At 62.2% G+C, this 16,291-nt stretch carries 9 protein-coding genes; 6 read left to right on the top strand and 3 right to left on the bottom strand.

What is annotated here, in order from left to right:
• Nucleotides 1-146 precede the first annotated feature (146 nt).
• The gene (locus E0L15_RS03695; RefSeq protein WP_168124590.1) at nt 147-2,351 is read left to right on the top strand and encodes an LTA synthase family protein; all 2,205 of its coding nucleotides are present in this window, start codon (nt 147-149) and stop codon (nt 2,349-2,351) included.
• 125 nt (nt 2,352-2,476) lie between these two features.
• Here the strand turns inward: E0L15_RS03695 and E0L15_RS03690 are convergent, their stop codons facing one another.
• Together E0L15_RS03690 and E0L15_RS03685 are read right to left on the bottom strand one after the other, a co-directional pair.
• Nucleotides 2,477-3,376, bottom strand: coding sequence for a diacylglycerol kinase family protein (locus E0L15_RS03690; protein ID WP_168124589.1), 900 nt, complete (start codon nt 3,374-3,376; stop codon nt 2,477-2,479).
• A gap of 810 nt (nt 3,377-4,186) precedes the next feature.
• Complete coding sequence (locus E0L15_RS03685; protein WP_168124588.1) at nt 4,187-9,658, bottom strand: family 43 glycosylhydrolase; 5,472 nt, start codon at nt 9,656-9,658, stop codon at nt 4,187-4,189.
• 426 nt (nt 9,659-10,084) lie between these two features.
• Between E0L15_RS03685 and E0L15_RS03680 the strand changes: the two genes are divergently transcribed.
• Nucleotides 10,085-10,786, top strand: coding sequence for an AzlC family ABC transporter permease (locus E0L15_RS03680; RefSeq protein ID WP_168124587.1), 702 nt, complete (start codon nt 10,085-10,087; stop codon nt 10,784-10,786).
• Nucleotides 10,783-11,109, top strand: coding sequence for an AzlD domain-containing protein (locus E0L15_RS03675; RefSeq protein ID WP_087234452.1), 327 nt, complete (start codon nt 10,783-10,785; stop codon nt 11,107-11,109). Before E0L15_RS03680 ends, E0L15_RS03675 begins: the two co-directional genes overlap by 4 nt.
• 751 nt (nt 11,110-11,860) lie before the next feature.
• On the opposite strand, the gene spoIIP is transcribed toward E0L15_RS03675, so the two are convergent.
• Nucleotides 11,861-13,021 (bottom strand): stage II sporulation protein P, encoded by a 1,161-nt coding sequence (spoIIP, locus tag E0L15_RS03670; protein WP_168124586.1) that lies wholly within the window; start codon nt 13,019-13,021, stop codon nt 11,861-11,863.
• 127 nt (nt 13,022-13,148) lie between these two features.
• Between spoIIP and E0L15_RS03665 the strand changes: the two genes are divergently transcribed.
• From E0L15_RS03665 to E0L15_RS03655, 3 genes are read left to right on the top strand one after another with little or no spacing between them, the layout of a single operon-like run.
• On the top strand, nt 13,149-15,074 hold the full coding sequence (locus E0L15_RS03665) for an NAD(+) synthase (protein WP_087392324.1): 1,926 nt from the start codon (nt 13,149-13,151) through the stop codon (nt 15,072-15,074).
• On the top strand, nt 15,071-15,664 hold the full coding sequence (locus E0L15_RS03660; protein WP_168124585.1) for a chromate transporter: 594 nt from the start codon (nt 15,071-15,073) through the stop codon (nt 15,662-15,664). The genes E0L15_RS03665 and E0L15_RS03660 overlap by 4 nt, the downstream gene beginning before the upstream one ends.
• Nucleotides 15,661-16,212 carry a chromate transporter gene (locus E0L15_RS03655; protein ID WP_168124584.1) on the top strand — a complete coding sequence of 184 codons (552 nt, stop codon included), beginning with the start codon at nt 15,661-15,663 and terminating at the stop codon, nt 16,210-16,212. Before E0L15_RS03660 ends, E0L15_RS03655 begins: the two co-directional genes overlap by 4 nt.
• Nucleotides 16,213-16,291 lie beyond the last annotated feature (79 nt).

Here is a 16,291-nt window from a genome sequence, read left to right as displayed (position 1 = left end):
AGCAAAAATGCAATGTTTTCCAGGGGGAAAAGAGAAGAAACCGAAAATATTTGTCAAAGATTGAAAAAGATTGTCTATCGTGGTAAAGTGTAGACAATGAAACCCTCACCGCCGGGTGAGGTGAGAAGAGAAATGAGGGGATAGCCATGGCAGAACCCAAGCGGCTGGCTCCCAAGGAGCCAGGGGTGTTTTCGAAATGGAAGGAAACGTGCAAAGAGAAGTGGAAACATGTGCGACTTCCATCCATTCGGGTTCCCAAGCCCCAGATCTCCTCTGGGCCCAAAACCCAGACCCGTCGGCGGCGGGTGAGCGGGTCGCCCCTCCGGTCGGCGGTGAGCCTGCCGCTGATGCTGCTCTACCACGAGGTGCTGCTGCGGCTGTTTGATGGGGACAGCAACTTTTTCGACCTGGGGCTGCTGCGCATTTTCCTGTTCTCCCTGGCGGCGGGACTGGCCGTCTTTCTGGTGCTGGACCTCATTCCCAACCGGAAGGTGTCCCGCATTCTGGGCGGCGTGCTGGTGGCAGGGTGGACGGTGTTCACCTGCGTGGAGTACTGCTGCAAGAGCTTTTTCAAAATCTACTTTGGCCTGGGGTATATGCAGGGCATGGCCGGACAGGTGGTGGGGGACTTCAGTGGCACCATGGTGGAGGTGGTGCTGGCTCGCATCCCCTTTATCTTGCTCTCCCTCATTCCCTTTGTGGTCTATCTGCGCATGTGCTCTGTTATCCTCTACGAAAAGGGCCAGCGGGCCCCGGTGCGGGTGATGCTGGCGGGGCTTATGGTGGTGCTCCAGCTGGTGGGCGTGCTCACCGCCCGGCTGGGGGCTGAAAAGAACTACTACACCTACGACTTCTCGGTGAATACGTCGGTGCCCCACTTCGGGCTGCTGACCACATTGCGCCTGGAGCTGGGTTACGCCATCACCGGCATCCCGGAGACTCCTCTGGATATCCTGCTCCCCTATGACCCGCTGCCCACCGCCACCCCGGCCTCCAGCCCGGAGCCTGGGGCCAGCCAGGCCCCCACCGGGGACAACGTGCTGGACATTGACTTCCAGGCCCTGGCGGCGGGGACCGACGACGAGACCCTGAAGGCCATGCACCAGTTCTTCGGGGCCAAGAGTCCCACCAATAAAAATGCGTACACCGGGTATTTTCAGGGGAAAAACCTCATTTTGATCACTGCCGAGGCCTTCTGTCCCTATGTCATCGACCAGGAGCTCACCCCCACTCTGTACAAACTGTCCCACGAGGGCTTTGTCTTTGAAAACTACTACCAGCCCGACTGGACCCAGTCCACCACCGGGGGCGAGTTTGCGGTGATGACCGGGCTCATTCCCACCTGGATTGGGGGCAGCGAGCTGTCCTTCCGGGTCAGCGCCCACGACGCCATGCCCGTGGCCCTGGGCTGGCAGTTTCAAAAGCTGGGCTATGACACCCGGGCCTACCACAACAACACCTATACCTACTACGGCCGGGACGAGACCCACCCCAACCTGGGGTATGAATACTTTGGGCTTGGCAACGGCCTGGAGCTGAAAAGCAACCTGTGGCCCTGCTCGGACCTGGAGATGATGGAGTCCACGGTGGACGGGTACATCCAGGACTATGTGAAAAACGGCACCCCCTTCCACACCTACTACATGACGGTGAGCGGACACTGCAACTACACCTGGTCGGGCAACGCCATGTCCCGGAAAAACCAAGAGGTCATTCAGGCCAAGTACCCCGACGCCTCGGAGCAGGTACAGGCCTATCTGGCCTGTAATATGGAGCTGGAGTACGCCATGGAGTACCTGGTGAAGGAACTGGAGGAGGCGGGGATTGCCGACGATACGGTGATCGCCCTCACGGCCGACCACTACCCCTACGCCCTGGCGGAGGGGGGCACCGACTACTACCAAGAGCTGTCCGGCGTGGACGACACCGAGCGGGACACCTCTCGCTATCGCAACGCCTTCATCCTGTGGAGCGGGTGCATGGAGGAGCCGGTGGTGGTGGACACCCCCTGTTCCGCCATTGACATCGTGCCCACCCTGTCCAACCTCTTTGGGCTGGAGTACGACTCCCGGCTCTACTCCGGACGGGACATCTTCGCCACCAACTACCAGGCCAACCAGTATTCCAGCAACATGCCCCTGGTGGTGTTCGCCAACAAGGGGTATGGCAGCAGCTGGATTACCGCTGCGGGCACCTATGAGGCCTCCACCGGGACCTTTACTCCCCGGGAGGGGGTGACAGTGGACGAGAACTACGTCAGCCGGGTCAAGAGTCTGGTGGGCGCCAAGTACACCTATGCCAAATTGGTCATCGAGCGGAACTACTATTCCCTGGTTTGGCCGAAAGAGTAAGGAAAAAACAAATCCCTCCGGCCTAGGCCGGAGGGATTTTAAGCCTCGCAGAGTTCCGTCACCCGCAGGTGACGGAAGAAATTGCAATTCTTCCCGTGGGAAAAGGCTTTGCCTTTTTCCGCGCGTTAGTTTCCGCAGGCAATGGTGAGTACCCGGGAGCGGTTGGAGATGGTCAAGTCGGTATAGTCGCCGCCAAACTCCCCGTCCACGGTCCAGGCCAGGGGCTTGGGGCTGGTAAAGTGGGCCTGGGAGCAGGTGAAGCCCACCACGCTGCCGTCCTCAGGTAGCTTCTGGGTGGTGAGGGCGGTGAGGATGGACTGCCAGTCCTTGGCGGTCTTGGGGGTGCGGATGAGCAGGGCCTCAAACTGGCCGTCGTCCAGGCACACCAGGTCCCGGGGCAGATTGACCATGCCGCCGATGGACACGGTGTTGGACACCATGCCGTAGATGAACTCCCCTTCCACCTCCAGGCCCTGGTCGGTGGTGACCTTCACCTGGTAGCTGGGGAAGTTCACCAGCCGCCCCGCCCCTTGCAGCACATAGGCCAGGTGGCCCAGCAGGTTTTTGGAGGCCTGGGGGGTGGAGTAGGACACGTCGGTGAACAGCCCGAAGGCGGCGATGTAGAGAAACTGCCGTCCGCCCAGGTCCCCCACGTCGATGGACCGGGGCACGCCGCCGCAGGCCACCCGGGCCAGCTCCTGGGTGGAGCGGGGCAGGTTGATATTCCGGGAAAAGTCGTTGGTGGTGCCCGCCGGGATATAGCCCAGAACCGGCCGCTCCTCCCGGGGCAGGGAGAGCAGCCCGCCCACCGTCTCGTTGAGGGTGCCGTCCCCGCCGCAGCACACCACCCGGTCATAGTGGGCGGCGGTGTCTGCCACCACCTGGGTGGCGTCTCCGGGGCCTAGAGTGGGGCGCACGGTGATCTGGTAGCCCTCCTGGGCGAACACCGTGAGCACGTCGGAGAGCATGGTTTTGGCCCGCTGGCGGCCAGCTTTGGGGTTGTATACAAAGAGCAGCTGTTTCATACATGCACCTTCCCGTAGTATTGCTTGATATTAGATCTAGTATAGCGCAAAGGGGCAGTGGAAACAAGAAAAATATATGAAGTGTGGGAGAGAGGGCGCCCCTCTCCCAAGTCTCAGACGTGGCCGTTCTCCCCTGGCGAGGGAAGACGCGCTTCCCGCTGGGGGGTTCTTTTGAACGGGCAAAAGAAACCAAAACCCGCTTAGGGCGTTCCCCCCTAAGTACCCCCCTTGGGGTACGAGGCTGGAACTGCGTCAAGCTGGTGTTCGGCCCGTGACCCTTGCTGTGGCACCTAGTCGTGCCACCACACCAGGCTGCTCTGGGCAGCTGGCCCTATAGCCAGGCGGTTTCCACCTCCGGGCCTACTCTGGTGTGTGCGGCGCTCCCGCCGCCGGGAGCCAGGCTATCGGCAACTGGGAACAGTTGCACACCAGGGTGAGGCCCTCGTGGTAGAAGTTTTATTTGTCGTAGAAGCTGAAACTTACAAAAGAATTGCCATGCCCTCTATGTGACCCCACCGGGCCAAGGGCCGCAAAGAGAAATTTGCAGGGGCTCCCCGTACCGCGGGGTGAATTCCACAAGGCGGGGGAAGGCCCCGCCTTTGGCGATTCTTTCCCCGATTTCTCATCGGGGAGAAATCGGGCATAAGCGGAGCGTCCCCGGCGGGGGCGCTGGTTCCTGCCAAAGAAATTGGAGAAAGACAATCCCTCCGACCCGGCTTGCGCCGGGCCACCTCCCTTTACACAAGGGAGGCTTTTGAAGCAAAAAGTACGGCCAGCCGAAGCTGACCGTACTTTTTGCTTGATTTGGGATTAGCTGCGACGCTTGCGGGACACATAGGCAGCGCCAGCCAGCAGGCCCACAGCGGCGGTGAGGGCCGCCACGTACCCCATCAGCTGGGCGGAGTCCCCAGTCTGAGGCACGTTCTCAGGCTTCTGGGTGGCCTGAGGCTGGTCGGTGGTCTCAGGGGCCTGGGTCTGCTCAGGCTTCTGGCTCTCCTGAGGCTTCTCAGAGGGCTGCACGTCGCCCTCGGCGGTGAGGCCGTCCATGGCGCTCTGGAGCGCGGCCACGGCGTCGTTCACCACCTGCTGGTCGTCCTCCGACAGGCTCTCGTCGGCCATCACAGCCTGGGCAGCGGCCAGAGCGGAGCGGAAGGTGGCCACGGACTCGGCGGTGTATCCGGTGAGGTCCATGTCCTGGGCAGCGCCGATCAGGTCTTCCAGGATGGACTTATCCGCCTTGAAGCGCTGGGCCAGAATGGCGGTGAGGAGCTCGTCCACGGCGGTCTCCACGTCGCCCTGGAGGGCATTGCCGTCCTCCATCACGTCCTGACCGGCGGCCAGAGCGTCCAGCAGCTCCTGCCAGTGGTCGGGCAGGTACTTGCTCTCATTGGGGAGCATGCCCTCTGCCCTGTGGATGAGCAGCTCCAGCATGGTCTTGTCGCCCTGCTTCAGGCCCAGACCCCAGATACCCTCCAGCAGGTTGTCCCAAGCGGTGTTCACCTGCTCCTGGGTGGCGTTGGGGTTGTCCAGCACGGCCTTGGCCTCGGTGAGGGCCTTCTGGAAGGCGTCCACAGCGGCCTGCACCACACCGGTGGTGTCCAGATTCACGGCGTAGTCATAGGTGGCTTGGAGCAGGGCCTTGTTGGCGGAAGCAGACTCGCCCGCCTCGGTGAACTGCCAGGTGTCCAGGCTCATCAGGTTCTCCGCCTGGTCGTCTCCGGTGAACACCAGAAACAGGTTGTGTACTCCGGTGAGGCCGGTGACATCGCAGGTGAGGGTCTGATAGGTGCCGTCTCCGGCGGGCACGGTGAGGGTACCCACCACGGTGCCGTCGGGGGAGTCCACCCGCAGCTCCACAGCTCCGCCCGCCTGGGCGGCGATGCTGGCGGTGAAGGAGGCGGCGCCCTTGTCGCCGAAGTCCAGACCGGCCACGGCAATCCAGTCGCCGTTTTGGATGTCGGTGACGGCGCGGTTGTTCACTTCCGACAGGCCTTGGCCGGGCTGGTCACAGGCCTCTACCTTGATACCGGCCTGCCAGGCGATGGTCTCCCCGGCGGTGAGCTGATAGGGGCTCATGGTCTCCAGCTGGCTGATGCCCTCTCGGTCGGCCTGGATGGGGACGATGCGGCCATCGGCGTAGTATTCCACCTCGTTGATGTGGGTGGAACGATAGCCCTTCTCAATGCCCATGGCCTGGCCCAGAGTCTGGGCGTGGTAGACGATGTAAGAGGTGCCCTGGAAGTTGAAGATGGCGTGGTGGTTGTTGCCGCCCACTCCGAAGTAGGTGGAGGGGTTCTGGAGAATCTCGCCGCAGTACTCATAGGGGCCCAGGGGGTCATCGCTGACCATATAGCAGATGATGCCGTAGCCCGGGTAGCCCTCCACGGCGGAGTGGTTGCCGGAGAAGTTGGAGCAGTAGGTGTAGTAGTACTTGCCGTTGGCCTTGTGGATGCCGCCGTCCTCAAACATGCAGGGGGCGTCGATCATCACCGGCTCGCAGTCCAGGCTGATCATGTCGTCACCCAGCCGGACAATGCGGGCGCTCTTGGGGTTCAGGTCCTGTCCAGCGGGGATGCCGCCGCCAAAGACCAGGTATCCGGTGCCGTCGTCATCCACCATGACAGCGGGGTCGAAAATCCAGGGCACACCCTGGGTGCCGGGGGTGCTGCCGTCGATGAGGGCGTGGCCCAGAGGATCGGTGAAGGGACCCACCGGGGAGTCGCCCTCCAGCACGCCGATACCGCCGCCGCCGTTGCAGAAGTACAGGAAGAACTTGTCCTGTCCGTCAATCTGCTTGTAGGCGATGGCCGGGGCCCAGGAGTTGTTGGCCCACTTGGCCACGCCGTTGGGGCCTGCCACGGGGATAAAGCCGTGGTCGGTCCAGTTGACCAGGTCGGCGGAGGAGATGACGTGGAGGGAGTTGATCTTGGAATAGGTGTTGTCGATGATATTGCCGTTCTGGTCGTACTCGAACTGGTCGGCGGTCATGTACACGTACACCCGGCCGTTGTACTCCAGGGCGAAGGGGTCTGCGCCGAAGTCGTAGTCGATGAGAGGGTTGGAGTAGCCGGGAATCTTGGCCAGGGCCTCGGAGTCCAGCTTCACCAGGGAGATGTTGGACACGGCGCTGTCCACCCGATAGGAGACGTTGCCGCCGGTGACCCGCACGTAGTCGGTGCGCACCTGCACGGTCTTGTTCTGGGTGGTGTAGTCGGTGAGCTGGAGCTGGACGGTGGCAAAGCCAGTGCCGCCGTTGTCCTGATAGTTGACGTTGTCCCCGGACACGGTGAGCACCAGACGTCCGTCCTGATAGGTGTAAGTGGCCTCTCCGGTGACGTTCTTCTCGTCAAACACCACGCCGGACACGGTGAAGTCGTCGGGGATGTTCAGAGACGCTTCCAACTTGGTGTAGTCGCCGTCGGGGAGGGTGTCCAGCTTCACGGGCAGCTCCACCTGGGCGTAGGCCACGCCCAGCACGTCGTCGATGTCGTCCAGAGAGGCATTCAGGACGGTCTCAGAGCCGTTGGAGCACTGGTCGGAGACGTGGAAGTAGTCAAAGTCCACATAGCCGCCAGTGGTCTGGGTGGCGTAGTTGAACAGGCCGAAACGGTAGCCCATGAAGTGGGGCATGGTGTAGGCCATTTGAAGGGTGTTGCCGATCTGGGTCCACGCTGCGCCGTCCAGGCTGTAGAAGAAGGTGGCCTGATCCTTGCGCTGGGTGTAGTCGAAGTCCACCCGGAGGTATACCCGGTTGACCCCGTTGTCCAGAGCCACTCGCTCCACCTCGGTGCCGTTGGGGTCAGAGTCGGACTCGGTCTTGGTCATCACCAGGTACTTGGTGCCGTTTTCCATCTTCACGCCCACGTAGCCGTACCGCTGCTGGAAGGCGGCCAGTCCGGCCACATCGCCGTTTTTCATCCCGGCGATCTCCAGGGCCACATTGCCCGAGCAGGTGGGGCCGTAGGTGCGCTGGGTCAGGGTGTTCCGGGCCTCCAGGATGTTCTTGGCCTTGGTGCCGGTGGTCAGGCGCAAAAAGCCGTTGCGCTGGGTCAGAGACCAGTCGTTGTTGTTGGGGTTGTGGTTCCACTGCCAGGCCAGGTCCAGATAGGAGCCGTTGTCGTCGTTCTCTCCGGGCTCCACAGGCTCCTTCTCGTCGGGCAGCACCACCACGGACACGTCGTCCACATAGAAGTCGAACAGGTCGTTGGTGGGGTCGGGGGCGGCGGTCCAGGCGGTCTCGATGAAGCATCCCACATAGGACATGTCTGCATCGTTGGGGATGGTGTAGGTGCCGGTGATGGTGGCCCACTGGCCCTTTTGGGCGGTGACCGAGCCCACCACGTCAATGCCGCGCCAGTCGCCGCACTGGATGCAGAAGTTGAAGGTCTTGGAGGCGGGGCCATCGTTGTACTTGACCTTGGCGCTGACCTGGACCTTCTGGCCCTGGATCAGCTGTCCGGTGAGGACCTGCTTGGGGCCGGAGGCGGTGTTGGTGCGGTCGGAGATCTTGGCGGAATAAGAGCCGCTGAATGCCTCCTCGGTGACGATCTCCAGAGTGGCGGCCTCCTGGACGGCCCAGGGCTCGGTGCCGTCCTCAAAGCCGCCGTTGACGATAATGCCGTAGCCCGGCTCCTCTGCCTCCACGGTGACGGACACGTCGTCCACATAGAAGTCGAACAGGTCGTTGGTGGGGTCGGGAGTGGCGGTCCAGGCGGTCTCGATGAAGCATCCCACATAGGACATGTCCGCATCGTTGGGGATGGTGTAGGTGCCGGTGATGGTGGCCCACTGGCCCTTTTGGGCGGTGACCGAGCCCACCACGTCAATGCCGCGCCAGTCGCCGCACTGGATGCAGAAGTTGAAGGTCTTGGAGGCGGGGCCGTCGTTGTACTTGACCTTGGCGCTGACCTGGACCTTCTGGCCCTGGCTCAGCTGTCCGGTGAGGACCTGCTTGGGGCCGGAGGTGGTGTTGGTGCGGTCGGACACCAGCAGCACGGTGTTGCCGTCCTCGTCCACGGGGGTGAGGGTGGCGGCCTCCTGGACGGCCCAGGGCTCGGTGCCGTCCTCAAAGCCGCCGTTGACGATGAGCTCCATCCGCTCGGCCTCTTGGTCGGCGGTGGGCTGGGCCTCTACCGCTGCCGCGTTCTGGGCGGCGGTGTCCGCGGCGGTGGACACGCTGCGGTTGTCGGCGGCGAAGGAGTGGGGCTGGCCGTTGTAGAACTCGTCAGAGACCACAATGTCCTTCTCGCCGGTGTAGGTGCCGGGGAGGTCCATCTCCACAGGGGCCTGTCCGTTTTCATCGCCGAACACGGGCCAGCCGTCCTCCCAGGTCACAGGCACCAGCACCGGGATGCGGCCCACAGAGCTGTGGTCCTGGAAGAGCATGGCGTACCAGGAGCCGTCGGCGGCCTGCACGATGCCGCCCTGGGCCACGCCGGCGTCGTCCATCTGGCCGTCAAACTCCAGGCCGGAGTCGAAGACCTTGCGGCTCTCCCAGGGGCCGTCCAGGGAGGAGGCGCGCCAGCAGACTTCCTGTCGGCGTCCGCCGGTGGGCCACTGAATCATAAACAGGTAGTAGTAGTCCCCGATCTCATAGGCGTGGATGCCCTCGGAGATGTAGGACACAGGACCGTTGACCGGATTGCCGTCGTTGTCCAGGCCGGTGTATTCAATGAGGGTCACCTCGTCGCCCAGGGTGATGTCCCCATTCTCGTCCTCGTAGACGGGGCGGCACCGGGCGGTGCCGCTGCCGTAGACCACGTACATGCCGTCGTCCTGGGTGGTGAGCAGGGACACGTCGTGGAGGTAGCCGGAAAACTCAGACCGATGCCAGGTGCCGTTTTCCACATCGGTGGTGGAGAAGATGTAGGTCTTCCCGGTGGACAGGCTGGCAAAGGATACGTAATACTTGCCGTTGTAGTGGCGGATGCTGGCGGCCCAGGAGCCGCTGCCGTAGTCGCTCTCCCCGTTGCGCAGGGCGAACTTGTCGCCGTCATCCAGAATGTCGTAGGTGTAGCTCACCGTCTCCCAGTTGACCAGGTCCGTGGACTTCATCACGGGGCAGCCGGGGGAGAGGTGCATGGTGGTGCTCACCATGTAGTAGGCGTCATCCACCCGGATGACGTCCACATCCGGGACGTCGGCATACATCACGGGATTGGTAAAGGTCTGATTCCCGCTGTCCGAAGTTGCCACAGCCCGGGGTGAGAGGGGAATGGCGCTGAGGGTCATGGTCAGAGCCAGCGCAACTCCCACTGCTCGTTTTAGAAACGTGTTTCTCATGGTTTGTCCTCCTTCTCGTTTGTTTCTGACAGCGTACCAGCTGTCTGGGTCCGCAGGGCGCTGCAAACCCCTTTGTCAGGAAAATCTTAGCATGCAGTTGCACGGACATCAACGATATGGACGAAGATAACGTATTTTCTCCCTTCTTAACAATACAAATTGAACAAAAGTAAGTAAAATATAAAATTTTCATGGATATCACCCGGTCATTCAAGGAGTATCTGCAAAATATCCAGATATTCGAATGCTATTTTTGTGGTGGTTCGGGGTGCTTTTTCCGGATAAATTCTCAATTTGACCTGGTGATTGCCCCGTTGAGAGGGGAGAAATCCGGGTAATTTGTACGGGAGTGGAACGGCCCTTGCCAAACGCTGAATACTTTCGTATAATAGCGTACAAAAGAGAAGTGCAAGGAAGTGACCTGACATGAATCGGAAGACCATCGCCGCCGCCTTTCCCTACACGGTGCCGGTGCTCATGGGCTATCTGTCCATCGGCATCGTCTTTGGGTGGATGATGTCGGCGGCGGGGTATGTGCCTTTGTGGTCGGCCCTGATGTCCATGACCATCTACGCCGGAAGCGGCCAGTATCTGGGGGTGAGTCTGCTGTCCACGGCGGCTCCCCTGGCGGACGTGGCCCTGCTGACCCTCATCATCAATTTCCGACACCTGGTGTACGGCCTGTCCATGCTGGAGAAATTCCGGGGCATGGGGGCACGGAAGTGGTACATGATGTTTTCCCTCACCGACGAGACCTACGCCCTGCTGGCGGGGGTGGAGGCGCCGGAGGGGGTGGAGCCCCGGGACTTCTACTTTGCCATCGCCCTGCTGGACCAGTTGTATTGGATTGCCGGGTCGGTGATCGGGGCGGTGGCGGGTGCCCTCATCACCATCAACACCCAGGGCATTGACTTTGCCATGACTGCCCTGTTTCTGGTCATCGCCGTGGAGCAGTGGCAGTCTGCCTCCCGGCACTTGCCGGTGTTTTTGGGAGCGGGGGGCACTCTGGTGTGCCTGTTGGCGTTGGGGGCGGAGAATGGACAGTTTCTCATCCCCGCCCTGGGCATTTTGGTGGCGGGGCTGTTGCTGCTGCGCCCCTATTTGGACCGAGAGGAGGAAAAGGTATGAGTGTCGCCCAAACGGCTGCCGCCATTGCGGTGATGGCGGTGGTGACCTTCCTCACCCGGGCTCTGCCCTTTTTCCTCTTTGACCGGGGAGGCAAGCCCCCCAAAGTGGTGCTCTATCTGGGCAAATATCTCCCCGCCGGGGTCATTGCCATGCTCATTGTGTACTGCCTGAAGGGGGTGCGCTTTACCTCCACAGACCAGTGGCTGCCCGCCCTCTTGGCCTGTGCTGCGGTGGTGGGGCTACACCTGTGGAAGCGCAACAATATGCTGTCCATTATGGGGGGCACCATCTTCTACATGGTATTGGTGCAGGTCATATTTTAATCTGTCTCTGTGGCACGGTGAAGGCGGTGACGGGCAGGGCCTGTCCTTCTCCGATTTGTCAGGCGGAGACCAGCGCCCCAGCCGGGGACGCTCCGCTGGGGTGACTTTCTGACTGGGCAGAAAGTCACCAAAGACCCACCAAAGGCGGGGCCTTCCCCCGCCTTGTGGAATCCACCCCGCGGTACTGGGTGTCCCTGCATCCTCCTTGTTTCGGCCCTTGGCCCGGTGAGGTCACATAGATGGCTTTCTGTTCTATGGTTCGTGTTCACTTCTCTGTTCATACGTCCTTTTACTGCCAGGGCCTTACTCTGGTGAGCCGCTGTTCCCAGCTATCGAGGGGCTGGCTCCCGGCGGCGGGAACGCCGCTTCTCCAGGTTTCGGCCCTTTCTGGTCCACCCGGCCGACGGCGGCCGGGAAGCGGCCGCATACCACCCAGACTTGAGGCCCTGGCAATCGAAGTGGAAGCTAACAGTGGAGTAGGCATACCCCAGAAACGTGATGCGCCATCTATGTGACCCTGCCGGGACCAGGGGCGACTACGGCCCCACCGCACAAAACAAAATCAAATCCTTGGGGTTTCAAAAGGGGCGAGCCCCTTTTGTGGCTTTTCGTCCATTTTGGCCACTCAAAATGGACCCCAGCGCCAGCGCGTCTCCCCTCGCCAGGGGAGCGAGTCTGGACCTGAGAATGAGAGAAAGAAAAACAAAGAAGGTGGAAGCAGTCTGAAAAGACCGCTTCCACCTTTTTCAGGCTATTCCTTTTGAAATAGATCTGCTATGGTACGGGCAAACAGCCGCCCGGCGGTGATGGCCTCTTGGAGGGTGTTGCCGTGGCTGCCGATCTCCACCAGCAGGCACCCGGTGGAGTAGTGCTGGTTGAACCGGGAGGTGCGCAGGGCGATGGGCCGGGCCAGGGTGGACCACTTATCCGCCAGGGCCTTCTGGATGGAGGCGGAAAGGGACAGGTTGACCCGCCAATTGGGGTGAGTCTGGCCCAGGGAGTCGGTGCCCATGACCATCATCACCTGGGCGCAGTTCTCCACCGTGCCCGCCACCGTCTTATAGATGGTGCCGTCATTGGCCACCAGGGCGTCCCGGTGCACATCAATGACCAGGCGGATGGAGGGGTATTTGTCCAACGTCTCCTTCACCGCCTGGGAGGAGCGGTTGTAGGCATCGTTGTAATCGGGGTAGTCGTAGAGGGTGGTGTCGTGGATGACCTCCAGTCCCGCCGCCTCCAAAATCTTGGTCATCTCGGTGCCCACCCGCACCATGTTCTGTTCGGTATTCAGGGTACGATAACTGTCACTCTCCTCATACATGTCGGTGCCGTCCATGGTATAGGCCTCGGTGGCGTGGGAATGATAGATGAGAATGTCGGGGCCCTCCTGAGCCGGGGTGAGCTTGGGGGCGGCCTCCAACAGGGCCTTGACATCCAGGGCGTAGTCGGTGTAGTTGCGGATGCTCACGGTGTCATAGGTGGCATACACCGGGGAGTCGGTGGCCTTCAGGGTGCTGGGAATGATGCCGTCCGGGGCGGTGGTGGTCTGTGCCGGAGGCTCCTCGGGCGTCTCCTCCTGTTCCTCCGCTTCCGGCTGTGGAGTGGCGGTGGGCTGGGGCGCCTGGGTGGCCACTGGGGCTGGGGTGGCCTGAGCGGCCCCGGCCAGCAGGGAGGACTGGCCCAGAATCACCTGCTGCCACAGGGGTGTGGAGGGCTGGGTGTCCCAGGGCAGTTCCAAATTCACAAGAGCGGCGGTGAGCTGGTCCAGTTGGGCCAGCTGTTTGAGTTTTTCAAGGGCCACCGCGGGGTCGGCGGTGAGATAGACGATCCACAGGGCCACAGCTGTCAGGAAGAGGGCGATGCCCTGCCGGACGCCGCGCAGCAGGGGGGCACTTGTCCTGTTCTTTTGCATAGCATTCACCTCTCCACAACCTATGCCGAGGAGCGGGGGGATAGAACCGCCGGGGAGCGGTTGCAATTGCTGCCAATTTAGGATATGATATTTCCCGATGTATTGTGAAGAAGGAGGCTGTTTTCCCATGAAAGACGGCTTGATATGCGTGGCGGCGGGCACCCCCTCCATCCGGGTGGCCGACTGCGCCCACAACGGGGCGGAAATTGTCCGCCTGATGGAGGAGGCCCAGGAGCAGGGAGTGAAAATTCTCGTCCTGCCCGAGCTGTGCCTCACCGGTTACACCTGCGGCGACCTCTTTTTGCAGGACACCCTGCTGGACGGAGCTCTGGAGGCTCTGCGCAGCGTGATGCAGGCCACCCAACACCTGGAGGTGCTCTGCGCCCTGGGTATGCCCCTGCGGGCGGGGGGTAAGCTGTACAACTGCGCCGTGGTCATCCAGTACGGCCAGGTGGTGACGGTGGTGCCCAAGACCCACATCCCCAACTACGGGGAGTTCTACGAACAGCGGTGGTTTGCCTCCGGGGAGGGGCTGTTCTTTGACCACAGCTTTTTGGTGCGCCTGCCCCACCTGGAGGAGGGCTGGCAGGAGCTGTACGGGGCCTCTCCCCTCATGGAGTGCCCCGACGTGCCCGGCCTGCGCATCGGCGTAGAGCTGTGCGAGGATTTGTGGGTGTCCGACCCGCCCTCCCGCACCCTGGCCGAGTACGGGGCCACGGTGATTTTGAATCTGTCCGCCAGTAACGAGATCGTGGGCAAGAGCAGTTACCGCCGCAACCTGGTGGTGGGCCAGTCCGGGCGGCTGTGCTGCGGCTATGTGTACGCCGACGCCGGGGAAGGGGAGTCCACCACCGACCTGGTGTTCTCCGGGCACAATCTAATTGCGGAAAACGGCACTCTGCTGGCCGAGCGCCGCTTCGGAACCGGGCTGACCATCTCCCAGCTGGACATTGGCCGGCTGTGCCACGAGCGGCAGCGGCTGACCACCTTCCACAGCCGCCACCCCGAGGGGTGGGCGGAGGTGCGCTTCATCCTGTCCGAGACCCGCCTCACCCGGCCCATCTCTCCCACCCCCTTTGTGCCACAGGATGAGGCGGGACGGGCCGAGCGGTGCCAGGAGATTCTCACCCTGGCGGCCTTAGGCCTTGCCAAGCGGCTGGAGCACACCCATGCCGCCACCGCCGTGGTGGGGCTGTCCGGTGGCCTGGACTCCACCCTGGCGCTCTTAATCACCGCCCGGGCTTTCGACCTGCTGGGCCGGGCTAAGCGGGATATTCTGGCCATCACCATGCCCTGCTTTGGCACCACCGCCCGCACCCGGTCCAATGCGGAGATTTTGGCTGGAGAACTGGGCACCGGATTCCAGGAAGTGAACATCGGGGACGCCGTGCGCCAGCACTTTGCCGACATTGGCCAGTCCATGGAGGACCACTCCGTCACCTTTGAAAACGGACAGGCCCGGGAGCGCACCCAGGTGCTCATGGACATTGCCAACCGCACCGGCGGCCTGGTCATCGGCACCGGGGACCTGTCCGAGCTGGCCCTGGGCTGGGCCACCTACAACGGGGACCACATGTCCATGTATGCCGTCAACGCCTCCATTCCCAAGACCCTGGTGCGCCATCTGGTGGACTACGTGGCCCGGGAGGAGGGAGGCAAGCTGGGCGAGGTACTCCAGGACATTCTGGACACCCCCGTCTCCCCCGAGCTGCTTCCCCCCAAGGACGGGGAGATTGCCCAGAAGACCGAGGACCTGGTGGGCCCCTACGAGCTCCACGACTTCTTCCTCTACTACGCCATCCGCTGGGGCTTCTCCCCCCGGAAGGTGTTCCGTCTGGCGGTGTACGCCCTGGGTGACCGCTATGACAAGGCCACCCTCCACCGCTGGCTGGGCAACTTCTACCGCCGCTTCTTCGCCCAGCAGTTCAAGCGCTCCTGTCTGCCCGACGGGCCCAAGGTGGGCTCGGTCACCCTCTCCCCCCGGGGAGACTGGCGGATGCCCAGTGACGCGGTGGCCCGCCTGTGGCTGGAGGAATGGGAGGACCTGGCATGAAACCATACGTGAGCCTCTTCTTTACCTTTGCCAAAATCGGGGTGTGCACCTTCGGCGGCGGCTACGCCATGCTCCCCATCCTGCAGCGGGAGCTGGTGGACAACAAAGGCTGGGCCACCGAGGAGGAACTGGCGGACTACTACGCTGTAGGCCAGTGTACCCCCGGCGTCATCGCCGTGAACACCGCCACCTTTGTGGGTTATAACCGGATGGGGTGGCTGGGTGGCACCGTGGCCACCCTGGGAGTGGTGTTCCCCTGCCTGGTGATTATCCTGGCCATTGCCGCTTTTTTGAGTAACTTTATGCACCTGGACGTGGTGGTTCACGCCTTCAACGGGGTGCGAGCGGGTGTGGTGGCCCTCATTTTGTCCAGCGTGTTGAAGCTGCTGAACACCTCTCTGGTGGACTGGAAAACCCGGCTCATCTATGTGGTGGTGCTCCTTGCGGGCGCTGTGGGGGTGTGGGCCCCCATGCCCGGCGGGGCCCTGGGCCAGGTGCTGGGGACTCTGTGCTCCCCGGTGTTCCTGGTGGTGGTGTCCGGCCTGGTGGGGCTGGCCATCTACGGTAAGAAGGGAGGGGAGAAGGCATGATCTACCTGCGCCTCTTCTTTGAATTTTTCAAGGTGGGCCTGTTCTCCGTGGGCGGCGGCCTGGCCACCATCCCCTTCCTCACCGACCTGGGCCAGCGCACGGGCTGGTTTACCTCGGGGCAGCTGGCGGACATGATCGCCATCTCCGAGTCTACCCCTGGTCCCCTGGGGGTGAACATGTCCACCTACGTGGGCTTTAACACCGCCGGACTGCTGGGTGGCATTGTGTCCACCCTGGGCCTGGTGACCCCCTCCATTCTGGTGATTCTCCTCATTGCCCGGATTTTGAAGCAGTTCCGCCAGTCCCGGGTGGTGGACGCCATTTTCTACGGCCTGCGGGCGGCCTCGGTGGCCCTCATCACCGTGGCCCTGCTGGAAGTGGCGGTGATTGCCCTGGCCAAAGAGGGCAGCCCCCTGGGGGTGCACTGGATGGGCGTGGCCCTGGCAGCCCTGGTGTTCGTGCTCATGCGCTACACTCCCGCCAAGAAGCTCCACCCCATTGTGTTCATCGCCTTTTCTGCGGTGGTGGGCGTGATGTTTCAGATGTAATACAAACAGGGTCTGCTGCAAAGTTGAACTTCGCAGCAGACCCTGTTTTATCTAAGGGGTATGGCTCCCTCCCTGGGGG

The organism is Pseudoflavonifractor sp. SW1122 (assembly GCF_012027765.1).
GTDB classification, from domain to species: Bacteria; Bacillota; Clostridia; order Oscillospirales; family Oscillospiraceae; genus Enterenecus; species Enterenecus faecium.
The sequence above is the reverse complement of the archived record's forward strand: the minus strand, read 5'-3'. Positions and strand labels throughout refer to the sequence as shown.